The sequence below is a fragment of the Mucilaginibacter sp. P25 genome (genome assembly GCF_050859465.1).
Lineage (GTDB): Bacteria > Bacteroidota > Bacteroidia > Sphingobacteriales > Sphingobacteriaceae > Mucilaginibacter > Mucilaginibacter gossypii.
The window spans coordinates 1,306,235-1,330,517 of sequence record NZ_CP193937.1 but is presented as its reverse complement, the minus strand read 5'-3'; the positions used below and the strand labels follow the sequence as shown (position 1 = coordinate 1,330,517).

The following is a 24,283-nucleotide window of genomic DNA, read 5'->3' as shown; positions in this document are numbered from 1 at the left end:
CGAACTCATCACTTTCGACTTAAGACTTCGAACTTATTACTTATTCTTTTGTGTTTCGATGGCGTTCAACAACTTTTCAAATGGCTTGTTGAATTTCTCGATACCTTCGTCTTCCAGTTGCTGGGTTACAGCAGCAAGGTCGATACCTAAAGAAGGTAGTTTGGCTAAGATCTCGGTAGCTTTATCTAAACCGGTTTCTAAAGTGTTGGCAGCAACACCGTGATCACGGAAAGCGTCAACGGTTTCCAGAGGAACGGTATCAACCGTGTCCGGGCCAATTAATGCCTCAACATATTTGGTATCTTTAAATGCAGGGTTTTTGCTGCCTGTACTTGCCCATAATAAACGCTGTGGTTGTGCACCTTGCTCGGCAAGTTTTTTCCACCTTTCACTGCTGAATACCCTTTTATAAATTTCGTATGCTTTTTTAGCTGATGCGATTGCGACCTCACCATACAGCTCTTTTTCGCCTTTTGCTTCAATGATCGGGTCCACAACAACATCAATACGGCTCAGAAAGAAACTGGCTACTGACGCAATGTGGGCAATTTTATGACCTGCAGCTAAATGCTCTTCCAGGCCTGCAATGTAAGCTTCGGTCACTTCTTCATAACGCTCTAAGCCAAACAGCAGGGTAACATTGATATTGATACCTTTTGCAATTGATTGCTGAATAGCAGCCAAACCTGGTTTAGTACCAGGGATTTTGATCATTACGTTTTCGCGGTTAACTTTTTCCAAAGTTCTTCTGCTTGTTTAGCAGTACCTTCGGTATCTAAAGCCAGGAACGGAGAAACTTCAAGGCTTACGTAACCATCAACTTTGTTTGATTCTTCGTAAACACCTTTAAACAGGTCGGCAGCAGCCTGGATATCTTTAACAGCTATTTCAAAAAACAGCTTTTCGTTGTCGCTTTCAGATTTAAGAGCAGCGATATCAGCATCGTAATCAGAACTGCTGCTGATAGCCTTTTCAAAAATTGCAGGGTTTGAAGTAACGCCGCGTACGCCGTCAACGTCAATTAATTGTTTAAGTTTTCCTGAAGAAATGATCTCACGGTCAATAAAATCAAGCCAGATACTCTGACCAAAACCATGTATCTGTGCTACGTTATTAGTTGCCATAATAGGGTTTGTTTTTGTGTTTGTTAATTATTTTGTTAAAAGCGCGATGAAGGTAGTAAAAATTGCTACCAAATCGGTCTATTATGTAAAGTTCTTAATAAGAATGTCAGTAATTGTAAGATTTATATCATACTTTGTTAATATTTCCGGGTTAAGTCTGCAGTTTTTAGCAGTAAATGCCGGTTTTTAGTCTTAAATTAGAATTAGCAAATCAAAAGTCTCATTTTCTTTAAGATTTCGGACTAAAGATGTCGAACTTAAGGCTAAATCTAACTGTTCGAGGCCATGATAATATTCACATCAAAGCCGATAAAAAGCCCGCTTTCTATTACCCCTGTTATCGATTTAATATCCCTTTCAAAACTTTTACCAATTTCATCGAATTTGCAATCCAATACAAGGTTGCCATTTTCTGAAATTATTGGCCCATCCTTACCTTTTGCCGGACGGATAGCTATTTCGGTGGCTCCTAAACTTTTCAGCTCCTTTTCCACATAAGGTAATGCCTGTGGGAAAACCTCGATAGGCACCGGAAATTTCGAGCCTAATTTATCAACCATTTTCGACTCATCAACTATAATATAACTTACTTCACTTGAGCTGATGAGCAACTTCTCTTTAAACATAGCCCCGCCGCGCCCTTTGATCAGGCTTTTGTCGGGGTCAACCTCATCAGCTCCGTCAAAAAGCCAATCGGGTTTATGTTCATACAGCGTTGTTATTGGCAGGCCCAGTTTACTGCAAAACATAGAAAGCTCTACCGAAGTTGGGATTGCTTTTACATTCAGCTTTTCATCTTTTACCCTTTGGGCAATGGCCACCAAAGCCAGGTATGATGTTGAACCCGAGCCAACACCTATAATATCGCCATCCTTAACTTTTGCTGCAATTTCGGCAGCTACCTTTTGTTTGCCTTCGATATTGATGATCTTATCGGCCCACTCAAGGTTATTTATCAGGTTGCTGTTCCAGTTCATGTTAGTTCAGAATCAAGAAGTCAAGAGTCAAGAGCCAGGAAGGAAGAAAGATCTTGATTCCTGACTCTTGATTTCTTGCCTCTATAAAAGAGCTTTTGCTTTTTTAACAACGTTATCAACAGTAAAGCCGAAGTGTTTGTACAGATCTTCGGCTGGGGCTGATTCGCCAAAGGTGGTCATACCCAGCATATCGCCTTCGTCAGTGATATATTTGTGCCAGCCCATTGGTGATGCCATTTCAACCGCCAAACGTTTTTTACTTGCTTTAGGGAATACTGATTCTTTGTAAGCCGCATCCTGTTTTTCAAACAATTCCCATGATGGCATACTTACCACGCGGGTTGAAATGCCTTCAGCTTCCAGTTTTTCCTGTGCCTGCATAATTAAAGCTACTTCAGATCCGGTAGCGATCAGGATCAGATCCGGGCCTTTGCTGCCTTCTGAAAGGATATAAGCACCTTTTTCCAGGTTTTCGGCTTTGCCATATTTATCCTGGTCAAGGATAGGTAAGCCCTGGCGGGTGAAGATCAGCACAGTTGGGCCGCCTTTTTTCTCGATGGCAACACGCCATGCATGCGCGCTTTCGTTGGCATCAGCCGGACGGATCACGGTTAAGTTTGGTATCGAACGTAAAGAAGCCAATTGCTCAATAGGCTGGTGAGTAGTACCATCCTCGCCCAAACCAATACTATCATGCGTATAAACAAAAATCGGGTTTATTTTCATGATGGCCGCCAGGCGGATTGGCGGGCGCATATATTCAGAGAACATCAGGAAGGTAGCACCAAACGGCAACACACCTTTGGTTAAAGCCATACCGTTTAATGCAGAACCCATAGCATGCTCACGGATCCCGAAGTGGAAGTTGCGGCCTGCACGGTTTTCTGATGTAAACGAATCGTACTCTTTCAGGTTAGTTTCGGTTGATGGGGCAAGGTCGGCCGCACCGCCAATAAGGTTTGGCAATGCCGGCGCAATAGCGTTTAATACTTTGCCTGAGGCCTGGCGGGTTGCCATTTTAGGGTCGGAACCTTTAAATACCGGCAATTTATCTTTCCAGCCTGCAGGTAGTTCGCCTTTCGCGGCAGCTTCGTATTCGGCGGCTAACTCAGGAAATTTTGCTTTATAATCTGCAAATAATTTGTTCCATTTTTCTTCAACTGCAGCGCCGCGTGCACCTTTTTTGTGATAGTAATCCAGCACCTCGTCAGGTACGTTGAATGATTTTTCAGGATCGAAACCGAAGAACTGTTTTACCAGTTTAATTTCGTCGGCGCCAAGCGGCGAACCATGTGAACCTGCAGTGCCCGATTTATTAGGGCTACCATAGGCAATCAGCGAGCGAACGCGGATAAATGATGGTTTCTGAGTTTCGGCTTTGGCATTGATCAAAGCCAGCTCAAGCGCGTGGGTATCGTTTACGTCAGTAAGGTCCTGCACGTGCCAGCCATATGCGCGAAAACGGGCGCTTACATCTTCATTAAAAGCAATATCAGTGCTGCCTTCAATAGAGATGTGGTTGTCATCATACAAATAGATGAGGTTACCCAATTGCAGGTGACCAGCCAATGATGCTGCTTCGGAAGTTACACCTTCCATCAAGTCGCCATCGCTGCAAATGGTGTAAATATTGTAGTTGAACAGCTCAAAACCAGGTTTGTTGTAACGGGCAGCCAGGTGTTTTTGAGCAATGGCAAAGCCCACAGCATTGGCAAAGCCCTGTCCCAGCGGGCCGGTAGTTACTTCAATGCCCGGAGCCAAACCATATTCAGGGTGACCGGCCGTTTTGCTGTTTAGCTGGCGAAACTGTTTGATATCATCTAATGAAAGATCATAGCCCATTAAATACAAAAAGTTGTACTGTAAAATACAAGCGTGGCCTGCCGAAAGGATAAACCTGTCGCGGTTTGCCCAATCAGGGTTTTTAGGGTTGTAGTTTAAAAATTTTGTCCATAAAACGTGGCCCATTGGTGCCAGCGCCATAGCTGTACCCGGGTGGCCTGAGTTTGCTTTTTGCACAGCATCGGCTGCCAATACCCTTACGGTATCAATCGCCAATTTTTCTATGTCTTGTTGGTTTTCCATTTTGTTATCAGGTATTGTAGTTAGTGTTAGTTTTTAATTTACTCGGTAGGTGTTGCTATTTTGCGCTTGGTTTTACTTTCGTCCTCACTGAGCCAAAGCCTTGCGCCGCCTTTGATACCATCGGCATTGGTAACTATTTTCATGTTTTTGTCGAGCTTAAAGGTAAGCTCATCTGAATTGCCGCCGCCAATGTATAAAGTATCGTAATTGAATACAGTTTTCAATATTTTGAAAACCTTTTTCATGCGTTTGTTCCATTTCTCTTTGCCTTCTTTCTCCAAAGCTTTCTCGCCGATATAGTTATCATAGGTAATGCCTTCTTTTATCGGGAGGTGTGCCAGCTCAAAGTGGGGCAATAAATGACCGTCCATTAACAAAGCAGTACCAAAACCTGTGCCCAGGGTTATCACCATTTCGAGGCCTTTCCCGGCAACTACGCCAAGCCCCTGCATATCGGCATCGTTTACCACCTGTGTTGGTTTGCCTAATGCTTTTTCCAGTTTTTTGCTTAAATCAACATCGGCCCAGTAATCGGTACCAAGGTTAGGCGCGGTTTTAACAACCCCGTTTTTTACATAACCCGGAAAACCAACCGATATTTTATCATATGCCGGAAAATCCTTCACAAGGGTGTTGATAGCTTTTATAACGTTTTCGGGATTTGCAGGAGCGGGAGTAGGTATCTTGTCGTACTCCATTTTTAAATCCCCTTTTTTATTCAGGATAGTGGCTTTAATGTGTGATCCACCGATATCGATTGAGAGAACCCTTAATTGGGATGGTGTTTTTTTCATTTAGCGTAATTTATTTAGCTGGTTGGCAATTTGGTGAAAACCTTAGTTCCCAGCGCATAAATATCACATTTTAATAATATCAAATTGTTAAATAATGTGATAAAATCAATTTATCCCATTGAAGCAACAAAGGTAAAGTTAGCGTTGCTTTTATTTAACGAGTCAATATTTAAAAGTATTTTACTTATGCGTGGCAAAATCAGTGCAATTAAGGTAAAATGTAAATAACCCCCGGTTATTTTTTTCAAATGCTTAAACTGTTATTACCTGTTTTAAGTGTAAAAGTTTTCCCTTTCCACACAAAAATGCCTGATGTGTTTTTGGGGAGCACTATGTTAATACTCCATTTACCATTATCGAACACGTATTTGGCATAAACTTTTCCGTTAGGGTGGGGCACTTCACCGCTGATATTTCTGATCTGGCCCAAATGCGGCTCAATTTTTATTTTGCTGAAACCCGGCGCGTACGTATCCACGCCTAAAACAGTACGGTAAAATTCAATATTCGGACTTGCACCCCAGGCGTGACAATCGGAGCGGTTATGGTCAAGGTCGGAGATTTCGGCCCAGGTAGTCAATCCCATTTTGATATTATCCCGCCAGATGTTGAGCCAGTTTAAATAATCATCGCCGAAACCGCCTTTAACCATGGCCTGGTGCAGGTAATATTTAAAGTAGATAGTGCATTGGGTAAGTGTGCTGTCATTCAATAGTTTTAAGCTGATATCATGCGCAATCGCGCTATTTACCATACCAGCCAGTATAGCGATGGAGTTAGTATGCTGAGAGAATAGTTGCTTATCCTCGGTATCGGCATATAGTTTTTTGCCCGCGTCCCAATATTTATTTTGGATAGCGATTTTTAACTGTGCGGCTTTTGCCTTATACATTGCAGCAAACGTGGGCATTCCCATTTTTGCTTCCATTTCGGCGGCCTGCCGATAGGCCCACATCAACTGCAGGTCTAATATAGCCGAAGTGCCTTTGGCGCTTTTGGGGGCCTGGCCAAAATCCCAGCCTTTGTCATTAACCCAGTCAACAAATGTCCAGTAGGGTGTATCTTTTAAGGAGCCATCGGCTTGCTGATACTTGCTGAAAAAATTGAGCACATCGCGCATGCCGGGCAGCTTGTCTTTAATAAATAAACTATCGGGCCGGTACATCCAGTAATCATGCAGCATGCCGATATACCAAAGCGAAAAGGTGGAAATAATTTGGGGCGAGAACGAGGGGTGACGGCTTAGCGTGATCCCTTCGGCCAGGCGGGAATGATCCATCTGGTTGATGGCGTTGCGCACCAGGCGGTCATCGCCGCTATTATAAAAAGATACCAGCGCCTGGATGCGGGTATCGCCAACGTATTGCAGCTGTTCATAGTATGGACAGTCGGTATAGGTTTCACCGGCGCAAAGGCGGGCGGTGCGCCAGCCAATATCCAGTATTTGCTGCATTTCGGGGTTGGGCGTTTCCAGTTTGGCATTCATTTTAAACGGATACCCGGTAAACGTTCCGTAAATATCGTCAATAACCAATGGCTCATCTTTGGTGGTTATTTTTACTTCGATATACCTGAAAGTGCGCCATGTTAAGGTAGTAAATGAATTGCCGGAGGCGCCGTCAGCAATTATGCTGTCGCGCCTGCCAACAAAGATCTTTCCCTCTACATCATTCCGGTTGCCTTTAACAGTACCCTCCGGGCCGGTAAGCGCTTTAAACAACGATTCGGTATAGCTAATGCCGATACCTGCATTTTTTCCGTTGCTAAAATTGAGTGTTAAAAACGCGTTAGTAAGATACGTTTGGTCGAGTATCAGGGTAGCCGAAGTATTAGCCGGGATAGTGACCACAGTTTTGCTTGCCGGGAATGAAGAAGGAATAGTTATGCCATCCGCCTTTCTTAAAACCGGGATCCTTTGACGGGTCATTTCCATGGCGGGTATTGACGATGGCACCAGCATCCAGCCAAAGGCATTGGTTACGCCTTTTGGATTTCCGTTGTCAATACGGATAGCATTTTTCCAGCTACTGTCATCAAGCCCGGTCGCGTTCCAATCTTTTATAGATTGGTTTAAATCTACCCACTCGCCCGGCCCCGCAACGTAATAAGGATGCCAGCCGATACCGGTAATAGGCTGAAATGATTTATCACGGATGCCTTTCCATGTTTTATTGGTATTGATGATTTCTTCATTTGGCGTATCGCCCTGCATAATGAAACCTGTTTGTAAGGAGATCTGTGCTTCGGGGCGATAATCGCCATCATTCCAAACTACAGCGGCAATGAGGTTTTTGCCGGGCTGAAGATATGGCGCCAGATCAACCGTTTCATAATTCCAGTAATAAGTATCTCCGCGGGCGGGGCCTAACGAAACCAAAGTTTGGTTAACGTATAGTTTATAACGATTATCTGCCGATACATGAACGACGAAAGAAGCAGGCTTAGCTGAAAGCTCAATGCTTTTCCTGAAGTAATAAACGCCATATTCTTTTAATGATTCCTGTGGAACAGTGATCCACGATGCTTTCCACTGGTGTTTTAAAAGCGCCGGACTGATGGTTTGCGCATAGGTGGATGCTGTAATAAAAAGAAAACACGAAAAAAAGTAACGTTTAAAAGATGTCTTCATGAAATAGGGTGGTTTATAGGTGATCGGCATTTGCCTGTACAGCTAAATTACAATTAAAGCTTTAATTTATATGCAATATGGCTATTGGCCGGCAGGCCTCATAGTGGAATATTTCATAATTCCGTTATCTTTATTTTTTACAAACCTAAAACTATGGATGTATTAGCCGTCTTTTTATTAGTGGTGATCATTATAATAATGCTGAACCACAAGGGCAGTTTAAACAATAAGATCAAAGAACTTGAATTTAGAATATTCGAATTAAAAGGTATTATTGAACAGCTTAAGATAACCCGGCCGGGTGCTGAAGATGTCAAAAAAGCAGAAGAACGGGCACCTGCAAGCGTTTCGCCTCCTGCGCCTGTTATACCACAACCTCCTGTTGAAAAAGTAAAACCTCCTGTTGAGGCAGAGATAAAACCAGAGCCTATCACGCCTCCTAAAGTTGAAAGACAACCCGAAGTTATTGAAGACAGCTTATCCATCATCAATCGCCCTATAAAAACGCGCGATTTTGAACCCGCGAAGCCTTTGCAGCCCAGGCCGTCTTTCTTTGAGCGCCACCCCGACCTGGAAAAATTCATCGGCGAAAACCTCATCAATAAAATAGGCATAGCCATCCTGGTGCTGGCCATTGGTTTCTTTGTAAAATATGCTATTGATAACGATTGGATAGGCTTAGTAGGCCGCGTGGGTATAGGCATTGTTTGCGGTGGTATTTTAATTGCTGTTGCACATGCGCTGCGTAATAGTTATAAGGCCTTTAGCTCGGTGCTTGTAGGCGGCGGATTGGCCGTGTTTTATTTTACCATAACATTGGCATTTCAGCAGTTTCACCTGTTTAACCAAACCACGGCGTTCATCATTTTAATTGTGATCACCGTTTTTGCGGTGCTGCTTTCCTTATTATATGATAAGCAGGAACTGGCCGTAATTGCATTGGTAGGTGGTTTTGCCAGTCCGTTTATGGTAAGTAACGGCAGCGCCAACTATAACGGCTTGTTTATTTATCTGCTGATATTAAATACCGGGCTGCTCATCATTGCGTACTATAAAGCATGGCGGGTGCTTAACATTGTTTCGTTTGGGTTTACGGTAATTGTTTTTTCAACGGTGCTGTATACACTTACACCTCCCACCTACCATTTCGGCTTTATTTATGCCAGCATTTTTTACGCGCTTTACTTTGTTATCAACATAGCCAACAACGTACGCGAAAACAAAAAATTCATTGCTTCCGATTTCAGCATCTTGCTTCTTAATACCGGGTTATATTTTGCTACCGGCCTGTACCTGTTAACCATGATGCATGATGAGCAATACCGCGGCTTGTTTTGTATTTGTCTGGCTGTGGTAAACCTGGTGCTTTCATACGTCCTGTTCCGCAATCGTAAGGTGGATACCAATATATTGTACCTGCTTATCGGCATTACACTCACCTTTATTTCGCTGGCTGCTCCTATTCAATTGCATGGCAATAACATTACCATTTTCTGGGCTTCAGAAACGGTGTTGCTTTATTGGCTATACCTGCGCTCGGGCATCCAGCTCATGAAATATACAGCTGTGTTTTTATGGATAGCCATGCTGCTAAGCTTATTAATGGACATGTACCAAACTTATAGTAACTACAGTTTGAGTTTGACCATAATTGCCAATAAGGGTTTCATCACTACACTTTTCGCTGCTGTGAGTTCGTTTTTACTTTCGGTATTGGTTAAAAAGGACGCAACCAAGCTGGAGCATATCGATATTTTTACCGGGCAGCTTTTCGGGGTAGCCGCGCTTGTGCTTTTATTTTTAAGCGGTCTGCTGGAAATCAATCACCAGTTCCTGAACCACTATCCGGATACCAACCTTAATATTTTATATGCGATGGTTTATACGCCAGTGTTTATATTTATCTATTATACGCTATCGCCCAAAATACAGGTTATCAATTTTAGCAGCGACGCAAAGTTTGTGATATTACTCGCCTGCCTGATTGTTTACCTGTTGCTTACGCCACAATATTATTCGCTGCAACATTTGATGCTCGAAACTAAGAAGCCGTCGACCAGCCATTTTATGGCACATTGGATAGGTGCTGTATTTATCGGTTTGTTGTTTTACAGGGTGATCCGCCTGTGTCAGCAAAGCTTGAATGAAAGTTTGAAAAAGTATTTACCTGGGTATTAAGCGCGGGTGTCGTATTGTTTTTAAGTTTTGAGGTAAGCCTGATGAGTAACCTGATGTTCTTCAGCAAGGCCAATTCTATCGATCAAATAGAAACTGTGTATGTAAAAACCGGCTTACCCGTATTATGGGGATTGCTTTCCTTTGCGCTGATGTGGCTGGGCATGAGGTATAGATTGCGGGTAATGCGGGTGGCTTCGTTAACGCTGTTCTCGCTTACTTTATTAAAATTATTTTTGTTTGATATTAAAAACATCCCGGTTTGGGGTAAAATAGCTGCTTTCTTTTGTTTGGGAGTACTATTGCTTATTGTGGCATTTATGTACCAGCGAACAGCTAAAAAAACTATTGCCGATGATGAGGCTAAAAAAATGAATAAGCTAACGCTTTCAACGCTGCTGCTTTGCGGAGTCATATTATCCGCATCGGCACAAAAAAATTTAAATATAAAGCCGCGCTGCACAAGATTGACAGCACCGGTTTTTACCGTATTGGCCTACAACCCGGTTTGGTAGCGAAAGCCAAACCCGATCTGTCGGACATTCGCATTGCAGACGCGAAAGGCAACTTTGTGCCTTACATCCAGGCTGGTAGTCTCCCGCAAAAAAGCCAGAAAAATTTTGTTGTTTTCCCGGAGATCAGCAACACGCCAAAAACCGATACCAGTACTGTTTTTATCATAGAAAATAAAACCGGGCTGGTACTCGACCGCCTTTGGATCAGGCTGCAAAACACAGCCGTAAAACGTAAAGTGAACCTGCTGGGCAGTGATGATCTGAAACAGTGGTTTGCCATTCAGGAAGAGATCCCCTTGCAGGAAGCTGTACAAAACAGTGAAGGCACCTACCTGCAATCGTTATCGTTTCCGGCGAGTAATTATCGCTATTTAAAAATCCAGGTAAACGATAAAAACAAAAACCCGGTTAAGTTTTTGGAGGCCGGCATTTATACAGAGTACGCATCAACAGCTCAAAGTTACACGCCTGTTGCGCCTTTAAACATCACCCGTACCGATAGTAATAAAACTACCTTTATCGACATTAAGCTGAACGATAATTACCAGGTAAACAAATTGCACCTCAATATCAGCGCGCCGAGGTATTATAAACGGAGTGTTACCGTTTACCAGTTTGTAAACAATGGCAGGGAGCTCTTTAGCGAAGCCGAACTGTCATCAGATAAAACAACTGATCTGTTAATTGCTGCAAAAGCCAACCACCTGTTAATAGAGATAAGCAATGGCGATAACCAGCCGCTGAGCATCGGCGAGATCAAAGCGTTTCAATCTGACGAATATTTCATCAGCTACCTTGAAGCTAAGCAAAGCTACCGGTTCCTGGTCGGTGATTCGTTGGCTCAGGCACCGGAATATGATCTTAAGTTTTTTGCTGATAGTATTGGAGGGAACACCCCGGTTATTAAACATGAGGCTGTTGTTAAAAACACCGACTATGCAGTGGCAGTAAAACCTGCCGGGAAAGATTACACCGTACTGATTTGGGTAGCTATTATTGTTTCATTAGGGTTGTTGTTGTTGTTGACTTTGAAGATGACCAGGGAGGTGAAGAAAAAAGAGGGGGAAAGATAAAATTTACACCCTTTAATTTAGGATGAGATTGGATGTAGAGGCTTGCCCATCCCGGCAAACTTATATTTTAGAGCAAATAACCGTCATCAGAAACTTAGAGAGTAAATCAAAGTTTTACAAACCATCGACCATGGTTTATGGACTATCAACCACAAATTCTTACATTTGTATTGAGGTAAAAATTGGATAAAGTAAAAGTTTTAGAGAAATATCTACCGGCAGAAGCGGCCCCGCTCATTGCCCGATGGATTGACTACTTCAAGTGTGAATTTAAAATTTCGCGCAACCGTAACAGTAAATTTGGCGATTACCGTTCACCTTATGGCGGCAAAGGTCACCGTATCTCGGTTAATTACGACCTTAACCCCTACGCTTTCCTGGTAACTACAGTGCACGAGTTTGCACACCTGCATACCTGGAACGAGCATAAGCAAAAAGCCAAACCCCACGGAACAGAATGGAAAAACAATTTCAAAAAAATGATGCAGCCATTTTTTGAAAAAGAGATTTTCCCGGCAGATGTTAAGAAGGCTATTGTAAACTACCTGGATAACCCGGCGGCGTCAAGCTGCTCAGATTTGAACCTGTACCGCTCGCTGCGCAAATATGATCCCCCCAAAACATCCGAAGCAATTTTAACGGTAGAAAAGATCCCGCTTAAGGCATTATTTAAGCTAAAGGACGGCAGGGTGTTCCGCAAAGACGAAAAGCTGCGTAAGCGCTTTAAATGTACCGAAGTGGCTACTAAGCGGATCTATTTGTTTAGCCCGGTAGCGGAGGTGGAGTTGATTGAAGGGGCTACGGCGGCGTAGTACTATATAACAATCGTCATTACTGTAGGTACCAAGCAATCCCCGATGCCTTTGCCAAGCAGGTACGCCTTTTTTCATAAGATTATCAAGGCTGACAGTGGGAACATCAGGGTCCTCTAACGAGAGACCCTGATGGGACAGAAAGAGGCAACGGCGGCGTAATATTATATAACAATCGTCATTGCGAGGAACGAAGCAATCGCGAACTTTACAGGGCGTATCTGCCAATAGGAGATTGCTTCGTGCGCAATAACGATCGCTCAATCTTACCCCAAACACCCAATCAATTTATTCCGTACTTTTACCGCATGGCAAAAGTTATATCATTTGTAAATAACCCTTACCAGGAGAATACTTATATTTTGTATGATGAAACCGGCGAATGCGTGATCGTCGATCCGGGCATGTATACTGCGCCCGAGCAAAACACCGTGGTTGACTTTATCAAAAACAATAACCTCAAGCCTGTTATGCTGCTCAACACCCATTGCCATATCGATCATGTGCTGGGCAATAAATTTGTATTCGAACAGTATGGCCTTAAGCCCCGTTTCCACGTTGGCGAGTCGGAAGTATTGGCTGCTGTGGTAGCTTATGCGCCATCTATGGGCTTCCGTTACGATGTATCGCCTATGCCAGATGAATTTTTGCCCGAAACCGGGACCATCCATTTTGGCAACACTACGCTACACTTGATATTCGCACCCGGCCATTCGCCTGCTCACTTGTGTTTTTATGATAAAGAGGCTAAAATCCTGATAGGGGGCGACGTCCTGTTCAGGCAAAGCATCGGTCGTACGGATTTGCCGGGAGGTAACTTCACCCAACTGATTGATAACATCGAAACCAAGCTGTTTACCCTGCCCGATGATGTTACCGTTTATCCTGGCCACGGCCCCGAAACAACCATCGGCTACGAAAAACAAAACAATCCGTTTTTAACTTAGTTAACATCATAGTGACGTTTTACTGAGCATAAGCAAACCTGAACGCATAATTCCCACACAATTGAACACCTCCATTTACATAGCAAAGCGTTACCTGTTCTCGGGCAAAAAAATGCATGCTATCAATATTATTTCGGGTATATCCATGTTGGGGGTGCTCATTGGCAGCGCGGCATTGCTTATCATTCTTTCGGTGTTCAATGGTTTTGAAAAAGTTATCCTTTCGTTATACAGCAACTTTACACCCGAAATAAAGATAGAAGCCAAACTGGGCAAAACTTTTAATCCCAACACTCCTTATTTTGCCTCCCTGCATAAAGATGCCCGCTTATTTTCATTTACCGAGGTATTACAGGAAAAAGCCCTGATTAAATATGGCGATAAACCGTTTTTAGGCACGGTAATGGGCGTGAGCGATGATTTTTTGAAAAACAGCCAGCTCGATAGTACTATAGCCAGCGGCTCATTCACGCTTAAAAGCGGCGATCAAAATTTTGCCGTTATTGGCGCTACCATACAGGGGAGCTTAGGTATTAATGTTCATGACGAGCTTTCGCCCATGCAGATCTATTCGCCGCGGCGCGGTGCGGAAAATTCGGCTAATCCTTTAAATGAATTTGTTGTACGCAGCATTAACCCATCAGGAGTGTTTGCCATACAGCAGGAATTTGATGATATAGCGGTAACCCCCATTGAGTTTGCCCGCGACCTGCTTGACCAGCCGGTAAATGTTTCTTCACTACAGCTTAATTTTAAGCGCGGCACCAATATCGATGCCATGCAAAAAGACATCCAGGATAAAATAGGGAATGATTTTACGGTAAAAAACCGCAAGGAACAAAACAGCGAACTTTACAAAACCCTTAATTACGAAAGCTGGGCGGTTTATATGATCCTTACCTTTGTGCTTATCATCGCAATATTTAATATCATTGGCTCGTTAACCATGCTGGTTATTGATAAGCGCAAGGACATAGCCATTTTAAGCGGGCTGGGCGCCAATAAAAATATGATCCAGGGGATTTTCTTTTTGAGGGAATGATGATCACCGCTATTGGCTGTATTATCGGCATAACGCTGGGTACCATTTTTTGCCTGCTGCAGCAGCATTACGGATGGATAAAAATGGGGGCCAAAATGTCGGTGTTAGACTCGTATCCTATCGACCTTAAAATTAAGGATTTTGGCCTGGTACTGCTAACCGTTGGTGGCATTTCGGTAATAGCTGCCGGCATCAGCGCCCGTTTAAGTATTAAAGGATTGGATGAAATCAAACAGGATTTGTAAATTTGTTAAATGGGTATGAGGTATATCAAAATTTTTGTTTTGCTGCTTGTTGTTATTGCTGTTTACGCATGTAATAATGATGCCCATAAAAAAGACGGGGTTACGCTTTATAAAGGCTTGTATAGCGCGGGGCCCGAAATTAAATCATTTAAAGATTGCGATAGCGGCCAGGAGTTTTGGGCTGTTGACAGTTCGGCTCAGTTGGAGCTTCAGTATTCCCAACTCAATTTCGAAAAACCCTACGAACCGGTTTACGTGGAAGTTGAAGGAATCAAATCAAAATCGGGAGATGTTGGCCGCGGGTCTGAATATGACAGTACCCTTGTTGTAAAAAGAGTAGTAAAAATAACCAAAGAGATCCCGCAGGACGTATGTAATTAACCCCCTGCTGCCATTGTTAATAAAAGCCTAAAACAATAACTTAGGCTTTTGCATTAAGCATTAAACACTCATCTGCCTTATCGGCGTAACTAACAACCCATGGAATCAAAACGTCAGCAAAAATTTGCCGGAGTAATACAGGAAGACCTTGCAGCTATTTTTCAGCGCGAAGGCATGAATTATTTGCCTAATACACTGGTAACCATAACCAAGGTACGTGTAACGCCCGATTTGGCCATAGCCCGTATATTTTTAAGCTTTTTGGGCAATCCTAATGTGCAAACCGCTTTGCATACCATCAAATCGCACGCTTCGGAGATCAGGTACAAACTGGGCGCCCGCATCAAAGACCAGGTAAGGATCATTCCGCAGCTTGAGTTTTTTGTTGATGATACCAGCGAATACGTTGAGCGTATGGACAAGATCTTTGATAAGATCAGTAAAGAGGAACGCCAGCCCGATACCGAAGAAAACTTATAACCACTGATGGACCGGCACACGCTGTTTGCTAATTACGTTAACAATCATCCCGAAGCCATTGGCAAAGTGGTTGATTTTGATGCAGATCATGACCGCCTTTATCATTTTGACCTTACCGCCGCCAATAAGGAATTGACGGCTGAGGTTATTAACAAGCCGTGGATGTTTAGCCAGTTAGTGAACGAAAAGCTGCATGACAACAATTGCCGTTACGGTATTGGCGGGTATATGGAACACCGTACCATTTATGCTTTTAGCAGTCATTTTGACACAGATGATGAGCCCCGGCGCCTGCATTTGGGCGTCGATATCTGGAGCGATGCCGGAACGCCGGTATATGCCCCGCTTGATGGCATTGTACACAGTTACCAGGATAATAATACCATTGGCGATTACGGCCCAACCATTATTTTACAACACGACCTTGATGGCTTAACACTTTATAGCCTGTATGGGCATTTAAGCCGCAAAAGCCTGAAAGGGCTTTTTAAAGATATGCCTGTGTCTAAAAACAGCCAAATAGCAACCATTGGCAATGCTGATGAAAACGGCCATTGGCCACCGCATTTGCATTTCCAGCTGATGTTTGATATGGAAGGTAAACAGGGCGATTATCCCGGCGTAGCTAAGTTTTCAGAAAAAGAGATCTGGCAGAAGAATATACCTGACCCCGGTTTGATATTGAAGTTTCCGCAGGCGGTGAATGTAGGGTAGCGCCCCGTAGAGATGCATAATTGCGTCTCCCTCACAATTCTTAGCTGGCGCAAGTTTTGTGTGATTGCAAATGCTGGGGTAACTTGTGCCTTCTGCTCTATGTAAACGTATAACAGGATTTAGCATTTAAACTGTAAACTTTTTTAGGACGATACAGTCATTTTTCCGTTAATACCGTAAACTTAAAATCAAGCGGTTCAAACAGGCGGATAAGCTCATCAATAAAAGTTTGCCCCCATTTTACATACATGAGGCCGAAGTTTTCAGAACGCTCCTGCAGGCTGTCTTTAGGGAAGAGCTCGGCTTTGACAGCGGTTAGCTGCTCCAACCGTACACTGTAATTTCTTTTTTCGGCACGGATCAGCTTCTTTTCAAGGTTATCCATGGCCTTTTTAAGGCGGGCCTGTACAGCCGCCGCTGATGGTGAAAGTGTAGGATCGATTTTGTATGCGCGGAGTTTTATTTTCTCAAAAAGGTTTTCCATTTCGCGCCATTCTTCAGCAATGCTCAGGTTATGGTCGCTGTGCTTTTTGATCCAATAGGTTTGCAGGGCATCGCTTTGTTTAAACAGGTCTATAGCTTCAAGGTTCATACGTTCAACCTTGGCGGCCTGTTCTTTTTTGATTACCAAAGCCGAGTTGCGAAGGATGAGGATAGGGAAATCAATTTTATAATGATCAAAATTGGATTTCAACTCGAGCCAGTAAACTACCTCTGCACCACCACCGATGTAGGCAATGTTTGGTAAAATACATTCCTGGTAAAGCGGGCGCATCACTACATTAGGGCTAAAGCGTTCGGGATATTCGGCGATCTCCTTTTTTAGCTCAGCTTCAGTAAACCTGATTTCGGTATTGAGCACCTGGTAGCTGTCATTCTCGAAAACTATCCGCTCGCGAAGCTGATCTTGCAGGTAAAAGAAATTGATCTCGCGTGGGTTAACCTGGATGTGTACACCAAGCTCATGCAGCTTTTGGTTAGTTTCGGTAATGTTTTTAAAACTGTGCTGACCAATGATATCCTGCTCAATAACAGGTGCGAACTCTTTTTTAAACTCATGGTCATCGGCATCGATGATCACCAAACCATATTGGCCAAACAAGGAGTTAACAAGATAACGGGTAGCATCGGCCAGTTTATCAAATTTGGTATAGGCGGTTTCAACAATTTCGGCAAGGTCAGTAGCGTGACCTTCCATGCCTAAAACGCCTTTGTATTGGTTAAGTGCCTGGCGCATGCTCACCGGGTCGATACGACCTGTGGCTCCCGAAGCCTCATACCACCAGTGTACTTTTTTACCGCCAATGTTAGTATAGTTGATCTCGGCAAAGTCGTGGTCTTCGCTGGCCATCCAGTAAACAGGAACAAAATTTTTATCGGGATGGGCGGTTTTCAATTGCTGCACCAGTTTAATGGCCGTTGCAATTTTATAAAGGAAATATAAAGGTCCGGCGAAGATATTCAACTGGTGGCCGGTTGTAATGGTATAGGTATTATCCTGCTTTAACAGCTCCAGGTTTTGGGCTGTAAGGGCAGTTGAATAAGTACATAATTTACCCGGCTCTTTGCCTAAACACTCGTACTGCTTAGTTAAAACACGTACCAGCACTGCGCGGTCAGCAACTACCTTTTTGTTTTTCAAAAACTCGGCAAAACCGGCCATATCCGGGCGGTAACCATAAAAAGGGCGTAGTTCGGGTTTATTGTCGATATATTCGGCAACTGTGCTTGAAAAAAACGGTGTCTTTATAACTTATACAGGATGCGTCCATTGTTGATTTCGGGTTTTGGATGCTCGATTTCGGATTTGGCCTAAAACAAAACATCAGCAAATAAAATTAAATGCTGATGTCGAAATTAGATTATAAATCGCAAATCGCTTTACAGCCGACCGCAAATTAACATTATTTTACAATTTGTCCATAAAGGTCAAAGTCTTCGGCGCTGTCTATCTTTACGTTAACAAAGCTGCCAACGGTAGCATAATCAATGCTGGCATCAATCAAAACTTCGTTATCAACCTCAGGCGAATCAAATTCTGTACGGCCAACAAAATAGCCACCATCCTTTTTGTCAATCAGTACTTTATAGGTATTGCCGATCTTTTCCTGGTTTTTATCAAAAGAAATGCCCTGCTGGATTTCCATGATGGCATCGGCACGCTCCTGTTTTACTTCTTCAGGTACATCATCAACCAAAGTATGAGCATGGGTCTTTTCCTCGTGCGAATAGGTGAAACAGCCCAAACGGTCGAACTTGGTATCCTCAACCCATTGTGCCATCTCTTCAAAATCCTGCTGGGTTTCGCCCGGGTAACCGGTGATTAACGTAGTACGCATAGCAATGCCCGGTACACGATCTCGGATCTCGTTCACAATATCAATGGTTTTTTGCTTGGTAATACCGCGGCGCATCGATTTCAGCATGTTATCGGTGATGTGCTGCAACGGCATGTCAAGGTATTTACAGATGTTTTCGCGCTCGTTCATCACATCCAATATTTCCATCGGGAAACCTGAAGGATAAGCATATTGCAACCTGATCCATTCGATACCGTTCACATCAGATAAACGGCGAAGCAGCTCATCCAGATTGCGTTTGCCGTAAAGGTCGAGACCGTAATAGGTTAAATCCTGTGCAATCAGGATGAGTTCTTTTGTTCCGTTTTTAGCCAATTTCTTAGCATCCTCAACCAGTTGTTCAATAGGTGAGCTCAGGTGTTTACCCCTCATTAAAGGGATAGCACAAAAAGAACATGGGCGGTTACAGCCTTCAGCAATTTTAAAATAAGCAAAGTGCGAAGGTGTGGTTAATAAACGCTCGCCTATCAACTCGTGTTTATAGTTTGCGCCTACAGTAGCTAATAAATTTTGCAGGTCATTGGTGCCGAAGTAGGCATCAACATTGGTGATCTCAGCTTCAAGTTCGGGTTTATAGCGTTCGCTCAGGCAGCCGGTAACAATCACCTTGCCTACTTTGCCCTGCTCCTTAAGTTCGCTGTATTGCAGAATAGTATCTATCGACTCCTGCTTGGCATTATCAATAAAGCCACAGGTATTAATTACTATAATATCATTTTTGCCTACCTTCTCGGCCTCATGCACCACATCAAACTGGTTGCCCTTCAGTTGGCCCATTAATATCTCCGAATCGTAAATATTTTTTGAGCAACCTAACGTAACCACGTTTACACGGGGTTTGGCCTGTTTAACTGATGGATGGGAAATTTCTTTTGTCTTCATAACACACTAATCATTGAGGGAAGCCCCTCTAAATCTCCCCCGGTAGGGGAGACTTTCAAGTTCATTTAGCCCTCCCTACCGGAGAGGGTTGGGTGGGGCTGTTATTGCTTAAATAAGCTATCTACAAACGCCTGCCTGTCAAACAGCTGCAGGTGATCCATTCCCTCGCCAACACCTATATATTTAACCGGAATCTTAAACTGATCTGATATTCCTATAACCACACCTCCTTTAGCTGTACCATCCAATTTGGTTAGCGCCAGGGCGTTTACGTTGGTAGCTTCGGTAAACTGCTTGCATTGCTCAATGGCGTTTTGCCCGGTTGAGGCGTCCAGTACCAGCAGTATCTCGTGCGGAGCACCGGGGATCACCTTTTGCATCACGTTCTTGATTTTGGTTAGCTCGTTCATCAGGCCAACTTTGTTGTGCAAACGGCCGGCAGTATCTATAATAGCCACATCATCGCCATTGGCCACAGCCGAACGAAGGGTATCATAAGCAACCGAAGCCGGATCGGAACCCATAGCCTGGGCAACAACTTTTACACCAACACGTTCGCCCCAAAGTTTAATCTGGTCAACCGCGGCTGCGCGAAAGGTATCGGCGGCACCTAAAACAACCTGGTTGCCGGCCTGCTTTAGTTTATGGGCCAGCTTGCCTATAGTAGTGGTTTTACCTACGCCGTTAACGCCAACTACCATAATTACGTATGGCTTATGATCGCCATATTCAAAATTACGGAAGTCGTTACTGTTGTTTTCGGCAAGCAGTTGCTGAATTTCATCTTTTAACAGGGCGTTCAGCTCGTTGGTGCTTACGTATTTATCGCGGGCAACACGGGCCTGGATCCTGTCAATGATCTTGAGCGTGGTGCTTACGCCAACGTCGGATGTAACCAGGATCTCTTCCAGCTCATCCAACACATCATCATCAACGGTTGATTTACCGGCGATGGCTTTGGTGATCTTTGAAAAAAGTTATCCTTGGTTTTTTCCAAACCGGTATCAAGCGCCTGCTGTTCCTGCTGCGTGTTTTCCTTTTTCTTAAAAAAATCAAATAATCCCATGGTGATCAGAATTCTCAGAATTATAGAATTTTCTGAATTTAAATATGTTTTCAGAAATATCAGATATTAATTCAAACAGCATTCTGTCAATTTATTAATTCTGTAAATTCTGATTCAGACAACATTCAACAAAAAAAGCCCTCTCGTTAAAACAAGACGGCTTCAATATTTTAATCAAAGAGTGATTATATAGTTTTACCTGCAATTGCATCCTTAACTAAATCGTTAGGGACAATTTGCTCTTTGAATGAATAAGCACCAGTTTTAGGTGATTTATTCATGGTGATCACTTTTGAATATTCTTTGCCTTTACCTGCTACTTTCAGCGTTGCAACTACTTTCTTTGCCATGTTGTTTAATTATTGATTTAGTGAATTAATTGAGTTGGCTATATCAAATTAAAACTTAATGAGCCAATCAATCCGGTCAACTAATTATTTAATCTCTTTGTGAACGGTTACTTTCCTCAAAACAGGGTTGAATTTTTTCAACTCTAATCTTTCAGTTGTATTTTTTTTGTTCTTAGTGGTGATATAGCGAGACATGCCTGGCATACCGCTTGTTTTGTGTTCGGTGCACTCTAAAATCACCTGAACCCTATTGCCTTTTTTTGCCATTTTCTTTTTATGTTGTACGTGTCACCTCACGGCTTACGTAATTTTTCAATTTTATTATACTGCTAAACTTGAAAGCCAACTACTAAATGTAGCCTTTTTTAACAAATTTATTGATGCAGGCGGTAATACCGTTTTTGCTGATAGTTTTTACAGCAGAAGTAGATACCTTTAAGGTAATCCATTTATCTTCTTCAGGAATATAAAACTTTTTAAGTTTCAAGTTAGGATGAAACCTGCGTTTTGTTTTAACGTTTGAGTTTGAAACGTTGTTACCTACGATAGATCCTTTTCCTGTTAGATCACAAATTCTTGACATGACAAATATTTTTAATTATCAACCCTTTATCCAAAAAGAGTTTGCAAATATCAGACTTTTAAATCAAATATTCAACAGTGATTTGAAAAATTTTCAAAAAAGATTTACAGCAGTGCAAGGCGCTTATCTATTTAGCTAATAACAGGTTATTTTTACCTGTGCTTACTGTTGTCTGAACCCAGATCCTGTAATTGGATCAATTAACAAAATGCTAAATAAATTCGATGAATTCTTTTAGTTTCATCAAATCGGGTTCACACAAAATCGGCAAATAATTTTAATCAGTGATTATAGCGCGCTGGTTCGGCCCGGGCTTCTTACCTTATCTCCGCTCAGGAGTTCCGTTGGATGTAGGCTCAATGACGTGCTGAGAGGCAGTTTTATATCACAATTATCGGGTTCTTAAAATCAATTACTTACGAATTAAGTAACAACTCTGCCACTTCCTCACCTACCAAGCTCCCCATGGCAACGCCCATGCCATTGCATCTCACAGCGCAAAAAATATTAGGTCGTACTTGGTTTACTATCGGGCTGATCTCCTGCCCGAAACCCATGATGCCGCTCCACCAATAATCAATCTCTACATTTTGGCCAGGGAGGATCACCTCGTTCAGATAGTTTATCAATTGCTGTTTAACTTCATCGGTATGGCCAAAATCCCAGGTTTCTTCCGCTTTATAATTGAGGTTACGGCCGCCGCCAAACAATACCCGCCCGTCAATATTGCGGAAGTAGTAATAACCCTGATTAAAATGATAAGTGCCTTTAAGTTTTAACCCGGGAACAGGCCTGGTAACCATTACCTGTCCGCGGCCGGGCACTACATCGAGCTGAGGATATAGCTGGCTTGCAAAGGCATTGGTAGCCAGGATCACTTTGCCCGCTTTAAAAATACCTTGCGAGGTACTTAGCCTGATGTGCTGATCTTCCTGCCCGATAACGGAAATACTACAATTGTTAAGTACCAATACGCCAAGTTGGTATGCTTTATATAAAAGAGCACGCATCATTTTGCCTGTGTGGATCTGCCCTTCAAAAGAGTTGTATATGATATGCTTCACTTTATTGAAGCCAAAATCTGCAATTTTTTCATCGGCTACTGAATAAATGTCAGCCCGGCCTATAGCTTGTTGTATTAATTTGTTAAGGTGGTCTATTTGATCAATACAATTACGTGCATGGGTTTCCTCATGATCCATAAACAGTTCATGCCCGCCATATTGATAATAATCGATGTTAGCGTCACCCAAATTTTCCCTTAAACGTTGCAGCCCTTTCCACTTGTAAGCTACCAGGTGCATGGCCTCTGTTTCTGATGAATGATTTATTGCTTCAATTTGTTCCGAAACTGTACCAAAACAGGCAAAACCAGCGTTTTTAGTACTGGCACCTGACGGTAAGAAGCCGCGCTCCAACACTAAAACTTTTAAGGTTGGTTGTTGTTTTTTTAACTGAAGGGCGGCGCTAAGGCCAACAAGTCCGCTGCCAATAATGATAACATCGGCATTATCAGTAAAGGCTGTACGCTCCCAGTATGAAAATGATGGCTCCAACATGTTCAAAAATAGCTATTCGGGAAGCAAAAACTTTGAGGTAACCTAATGCTTTTAAAATTTTTTGCTTAAAGCGGAATAGTTTTTGAACAAGCGCTGTAACGTTTGTAAGGTTTCAACCTACTTAGTTTTAACTTAATATTTATCAATCATATGAATCACATGTCATTAATTATGGGATACATCGCGCCGAACTCGGCCTGGTTCCTGATGATTATTGTTGCCCTGGTAAGCTTTATTGTACAATGGCGGTTCAGGAGTAAAATTAAGCAGTATTCTGAAATTGGCTTAATGTCTGGCTTATCGGGACAGGAAGTAGCCGTGAAGATGCTGCGTGCGCATGGTATTTTTGATGTACAGGTAATTTGTGTTGAAGGACAGCTTACGGATCATTATAACCCCGAAACAAAAACAGTGAACCTGAGCACCGATGTTTTTTACAGCCGCAGCATTGCCGCTGCCGCTGTCGCCGCACACGAATGCGGCCATGCCGTACAACACGCCGAGGCTTATGGCTGGTTAAGTTTCAGATCGGCTATGGTGCCCGTTATCAACGTGGCATCAACTATTACCCAGTGGACTTTGTTCATCGGCATTATGCTGTTATTCTTTTCGGGTAGCCCTTATGTTTTGGCGGTTGGTGTTGCCGCGCTTGCATTGGTTACATTTTTTAGCTTTATAACCCTGCCGGTTGAGTTTGATGCAAGTCGACGGGCGTTAGCGTGGCTGGATAACAATTATGCTGTAGTACAAACCGGACAAGAACATGAAATGGCAAAAGACGCCCTCTGGTGGGCTGCCATGACCTATGTAGTTGCCGCGTTGAGCGCGTTGGCTACGCTGGTTTACTATGCTTCATTTTTGTTTAATAGGAGGAATTAAGCTTCAAGAGGCAAGAAGTCAAGAGCCAGGAGGCAAGAAATCAAGATTCAAGAGACAAGAAAAAGAAGTCTTTTGCGTTGATGTCAAATGAAAAGCCCTAACCGATTATTCAGTTAGGGCTTTTCTATTTTTAAATTCTTTCTCTTTTCTCTTGAATCTTGACTTCTTGCTTCTTTACTTGTTTCTTGAATTCTTGCCTCTTTATCAATTCAATCTATATGGCGCTATCAGATAAAACTCAGGGATTTGTACATTGAAGTTGGCGTTATCCAACAGGCGGATCATGTGGTATTCGCCTTTCATGTTGCCCATGTCGGTTTTAAGGTTACAGCCTGATACATACTCATGGGTATGGCCCGGCTCAATAACAGGCTGCTGACCTACTACACCTTCGCCTTCCACTTCGCGCTTTGCACCGTTTGAGTCAAATATATACCAGTGACGGCTCATCAACCTGATGGCGTAGTTGGTCATATTTTCGATGCTTACCTTGTAGGCAAACATAAAATGATCGTTTGCCGGGTTTGAATACTCCGGCTGATATATGGTTTCGATGGAAACCTTAACACCCTCAGTTATAGTGGTAACCATGTGACAAGTATCGTTTATTT

The 24,283-nt window shown here is 42.9% G+C and carries 22 protein-coding genes and 2 pseudogenes; 11 read left to right on the top strand and 13 right to left on the bottom strand.

Going from position 1 to position 24,283, the window contains the following annotated elements; translation table 11 throughout:
* Positions 1 to 36 precede the first annotated feature (36 nt).
* From tal to ACRQ5D_RS06960, 5 genes and pseudogenes are all read right to left on the bottom strand, one after another.
* Positions 37 to 1,124 (bottom strand): annotated as a pseudogene (tal, locus tag ACRQ5D_RS06980) (transaldolase).
* Between the two features lie 269 nt (positions 1,125 to 1,393).
* Positions 1,394 to 2,101, bottom strand: a complete 708-nt coding sequence (gene rpiA / locus ACRQ5D_RS06975; RefSeq protein WP_091167076.1) for a ribose 5-phosphate isomerase A — start codon at positions 2,099 to 2,101, stop codon at positions 1,394 to 1,396.
* Between the two features lie 81 nt (positions 2,102 to 2,182).
* On the bottom strand, positions 2,183 to 4,186 hold the full coding sequence (tkt, locus tag ACRQ5D_RS06970; RefSeq protein WP_112653383.1) for a transketolase: 2,004 nt from the start codon (positions 4,184 to 4,186) through the stop codon (positions 2,183 to 2,185).
* Positions 4,187 to 4,224: 38 nt separating this feature from the next.
* Complete coding sequence (locus tag ACRQ5D_RS06965; protein ID WP_090532325.1) at positions 4,225 to 4,980, bottom strand: ROK family protein; 756 nt, start codon at positions 4,978 to 4,980, stop codon at positions 4,225 to 4,227.
* A gap of 244 nt (positions 4,981 to 5,224) precedes the next feature.
* Positions 5,225 to 7,639, bottom strand: a complete 2,415-nt coding sequence (locus tag ACRQ5D_RS06960; protein WP_431199314.1) for an alpha-rhamnosidase — start codon at positions 7,637 to 7,639, stop codon at positions 5,225 to 5,227.
* A gap of 123 nt (positions 7,640 to 7,762) precedes the next feature.
* On the opposite strand from ACRQ5D_RS06960, the gene ACRQ5D_RS06955 reads away from it, so the two are divergent.
* The 10 genes from ACRQ5D_RS06955 to ACRQ5D_RS06910 all read left to right on the top strand — a co-directional run bounded on the left by ACRQ5D_RS06955 (position 7,763) and on the right by ACRQ5D_RS06910 (position 15,993).
* Positions 7,763 to 9,787 carry a DUF2339 domain-containing protein gene (locus tag ACRQ5D_RS06955; RefSeq protein ID WP_432328595.1) on the top strand — a complete coding sequence of 675 codons (2,025 nt, stop codon included), beginning with the start codon at positions 7,763 to 7,765 and terminating at the stop codon, positions 9,785 to 9,787.
* 41 nt (positions 9,788 to 9,828) lie between these two features.
* Entirely contained in the window at positions 9,829 to 10,299 is a 471-nt protein-coding gene (locus ACRQ5D_RS06950; protein ID WP_432328594.1) for a DUF2339 domain-containing protein, read from the top strand.
* Complete coding sequence (locus tag ACRQ5D_RS06945) at positions 10,293 to 11,372, top strand: hypothetical protein (RefSeq protein ID WP_432328592.1); 1,080 nt, start codon at positions 10,293 to 10,295, stop codon at positions 11,370 to 11,372. The genes ACRQ5D_RS06950 and ACRQ5D_RS06945 overlap by 7 nt, the downstream gene beginning before the upstream one ends.
* Positions 11,373 to 11,554: 182 nt before the next feature.
* Positions 11,555 to 12,184, top strand: coding sequence for a SprT-like domain-containing protein (locus ACRQ5D_RS06940; protein ID WP_090532317.1), 630 nt, complete (start codon positions 11,555 to 11,557; stop codon positions 12,182 to 12,184).
* Between the two features lie 308 nt (positions 12,185 to 12,492).
* Positions 12,493 to 13,131, top strand: coding sequence for an MBL fold metallo-hydrolase (locus ACRQ5D_RS06935; RefSeq protein ID WP_431199311.1), 639 nt, complete (start codon positions 12,493 to 12,495; stop codon positions 13,129 to 13,131).
* A gap of 61 nt (positions 13,132 to 13,192) precedes the next feature.
* Complete coding sequence (locus ACRQ5D_RS06930; RefSeq protein ID WP_431199310.1) at positions 13,193 to 14,173, top strand: ABC transporter permease; 981 nt, start codon at positions 13,193 to 13,195, stop codon at positions 14,171 to 14,173.
* Positions 14,170 to 14,418 (top strand): hypothetical protein, encoded by a 249-nt coding sequence (locus tag ACRQ5D_RS06925; protein WP_431199309.1) that lies wholly within the window; start codon positions 14,170 to 14,172, stop codon positions 14,416 to 14,418. The genes ACRQ5D_RS06930 and ACRQ5D_RS06925 overlap by 4 nt, the downstream gene beginning before the upstream one ends.
* A gap of 15 nt (positions 14,419 to 14,433) precedes the next feature.
* Complete coding sequence (locus tag ACRQ5D_RS06920; RefSeq protein WP_431199308.1) at positions 14,434 to 14,799, top strand: hypothetical protein; 366 nt, start codon at positions 14,434 to 14,436, stop codon at positions 14,797 to 14,799.
* Between the two features lie 99 nt (positions 14,800 to 14,898).
* Complete coding sequence (rbfA, locus tag ACRQ5D_RS06915) at positions 14,899 to 15,279, top strand: 30S ribosome-binding factor RbfA (RefSeq protein ID WP_112653375.1); 381 nt, start codon at positions 14,899 to 14,901, stop codon at positions 15,277 to 15,279.
* Between the two features lie 6 nt (positions 15,280 to 15,285).
* Complete coding sequence (locus ACRQ5D_RS06910) at positions 15,286 to 15,993, top strand: peptidoglycan DD-metalloendopeptidase family protein (RefSeq protein ID WP_091167094.1); 708 nt, start codon at positions 15,286 to 15,288, stop codon at positions 15,991 to 15,993.
* 157 nt (positions 15,994 to 16,150) lie between these two features.
* On the opposite strand, the gene bshC is transcribed toward ACRQ5D_RS06910, so the two are convergent.
* The 7 genes and pseudogenes from bshC to ACRQ5D_RS06875 form a co-directional block, all read right to left on the bottom strand.
* Positions 16,151 to 17,704, bottom strand: a complete 1,554-nt coding sequence (gene bshC, locus ACRQ5D_RS06905) for a bacillithiol biosynthesis cysteine-adding enzyme BshC (RefSeq protein WP_431200963.1) — start codon at positions 17,702 to 17,704, stop codon at positions 16,151 to 16,153.
* 193 nt (positions 17,705 to 17,897) lie between these two features.
* Positions 17,898 to 19,235, bottom strand: a complete 1,338-nt coding sequence (rimO, locus tag ACRQ5D_RS06900) for a 30S ribosomal protein S12 methylthiotransferase RimO (protein ID WP_431199307.1) — start codon at positions 19,233 to 19,235, stop codon at positions 17,898 to 17,900.
* Between the two features lie 101 nt (positions 19,236 to 19,336).
* Positions 19,337 to 20,301: pseudogene (gene ftsY, locus ACRQ5D_RS06895) on the bottom strand (signal recognition particle-docking protein FtsY).
* Positions 20,302 to 20,486: 185 nt separating this feature from the next.
* The gene (locus ACRQ5D_RS06890; protein ID WP_090532298.1) at positions 20,487 to 20,651 is read right to left on the bottom strand and encodes a DUF4295 domain-containing protein; all 165 of its coding nucleotides are present in this window, start codon (positions 20,649 to 20,651) and stop codon (positions 20,487 to 20,489) included.
* Between the two features lie 84 nt (positions 20,652 to 20,735).
* Positions 20,736 to 20,918, bottom strand: a complete 183-nt coding sequence (gene rpmG / locus ACRQ5D_RS06885; protein WP_022830075.1) for a 50S ribosomal protein L33 — start codon at positions 20,916 to 20,918, stop codon at positions 20,736 to 20,738.
* An 82-nt stretch (positions 20,919 to 21,000) separates the two neighbouring features.
* Complete coding sequence (gene rpmB / locus ACRQ5D_RS06880) at positions 21,001 to 21,234, bottom strand: 50S ribosomal protein L28 (RefSeq protein WP_022830076.1); 234 nt, start codon at positions 21,232 to 21,234, stop codon at positions 21,001 to 21,003.
* Between the two features lie 416 nt (positions 21,235 to 21,650).
* Positions 21,651 to 22,793, bottom strand: coding sequence for an NAD(P)/FAD-dependent oxidoreductase (locus tag ACRQ5D_RS06875; RefSeq protein WP_431199306.1), 1,143 nt, complete (start codon positions 22,791 to 22,793; stop codon positions 21,651 to 21,653).
* Positions 22,794 to 22,964: 171 nt separating this feature from the next.
* Between ACRQ5D_RS06875 and ACRQ5D_RS06870 the strand changes: the two genes are divergently transcribed.
* Complete coding sequence (locus ACRQ5D_RS06870) at positions 22,965 to 23,672, top strand: zinc metallopeptidase (protein WP_256337406.1); 708 nt, start codon at positions 22,965 to 22,967, stop codon at positions 23,670 to 23,672.
* A gap of 204 nt (positions 23,673 to 23,876) precedes the next feature.
* Here the strand turns inward: ACRQ5D_RS06870 and apaG are convergent, their stop codons facing one another.
* On the bottom strand, positions 23,877 to 24,263 hold the full coding sequence (apaG, locus tag ACRQ5D_RS06865) for a Co2+/Mg2+ efflux protein ApaG (RefSeq protein WP_090532292.1): 387 nt from the start codon (positions 24,261 to 24,263) through the stop codon (positions 23,877 to 23,879).
* Positions 24,264 to 24,283: the final 20 nt, after the last annotated feature.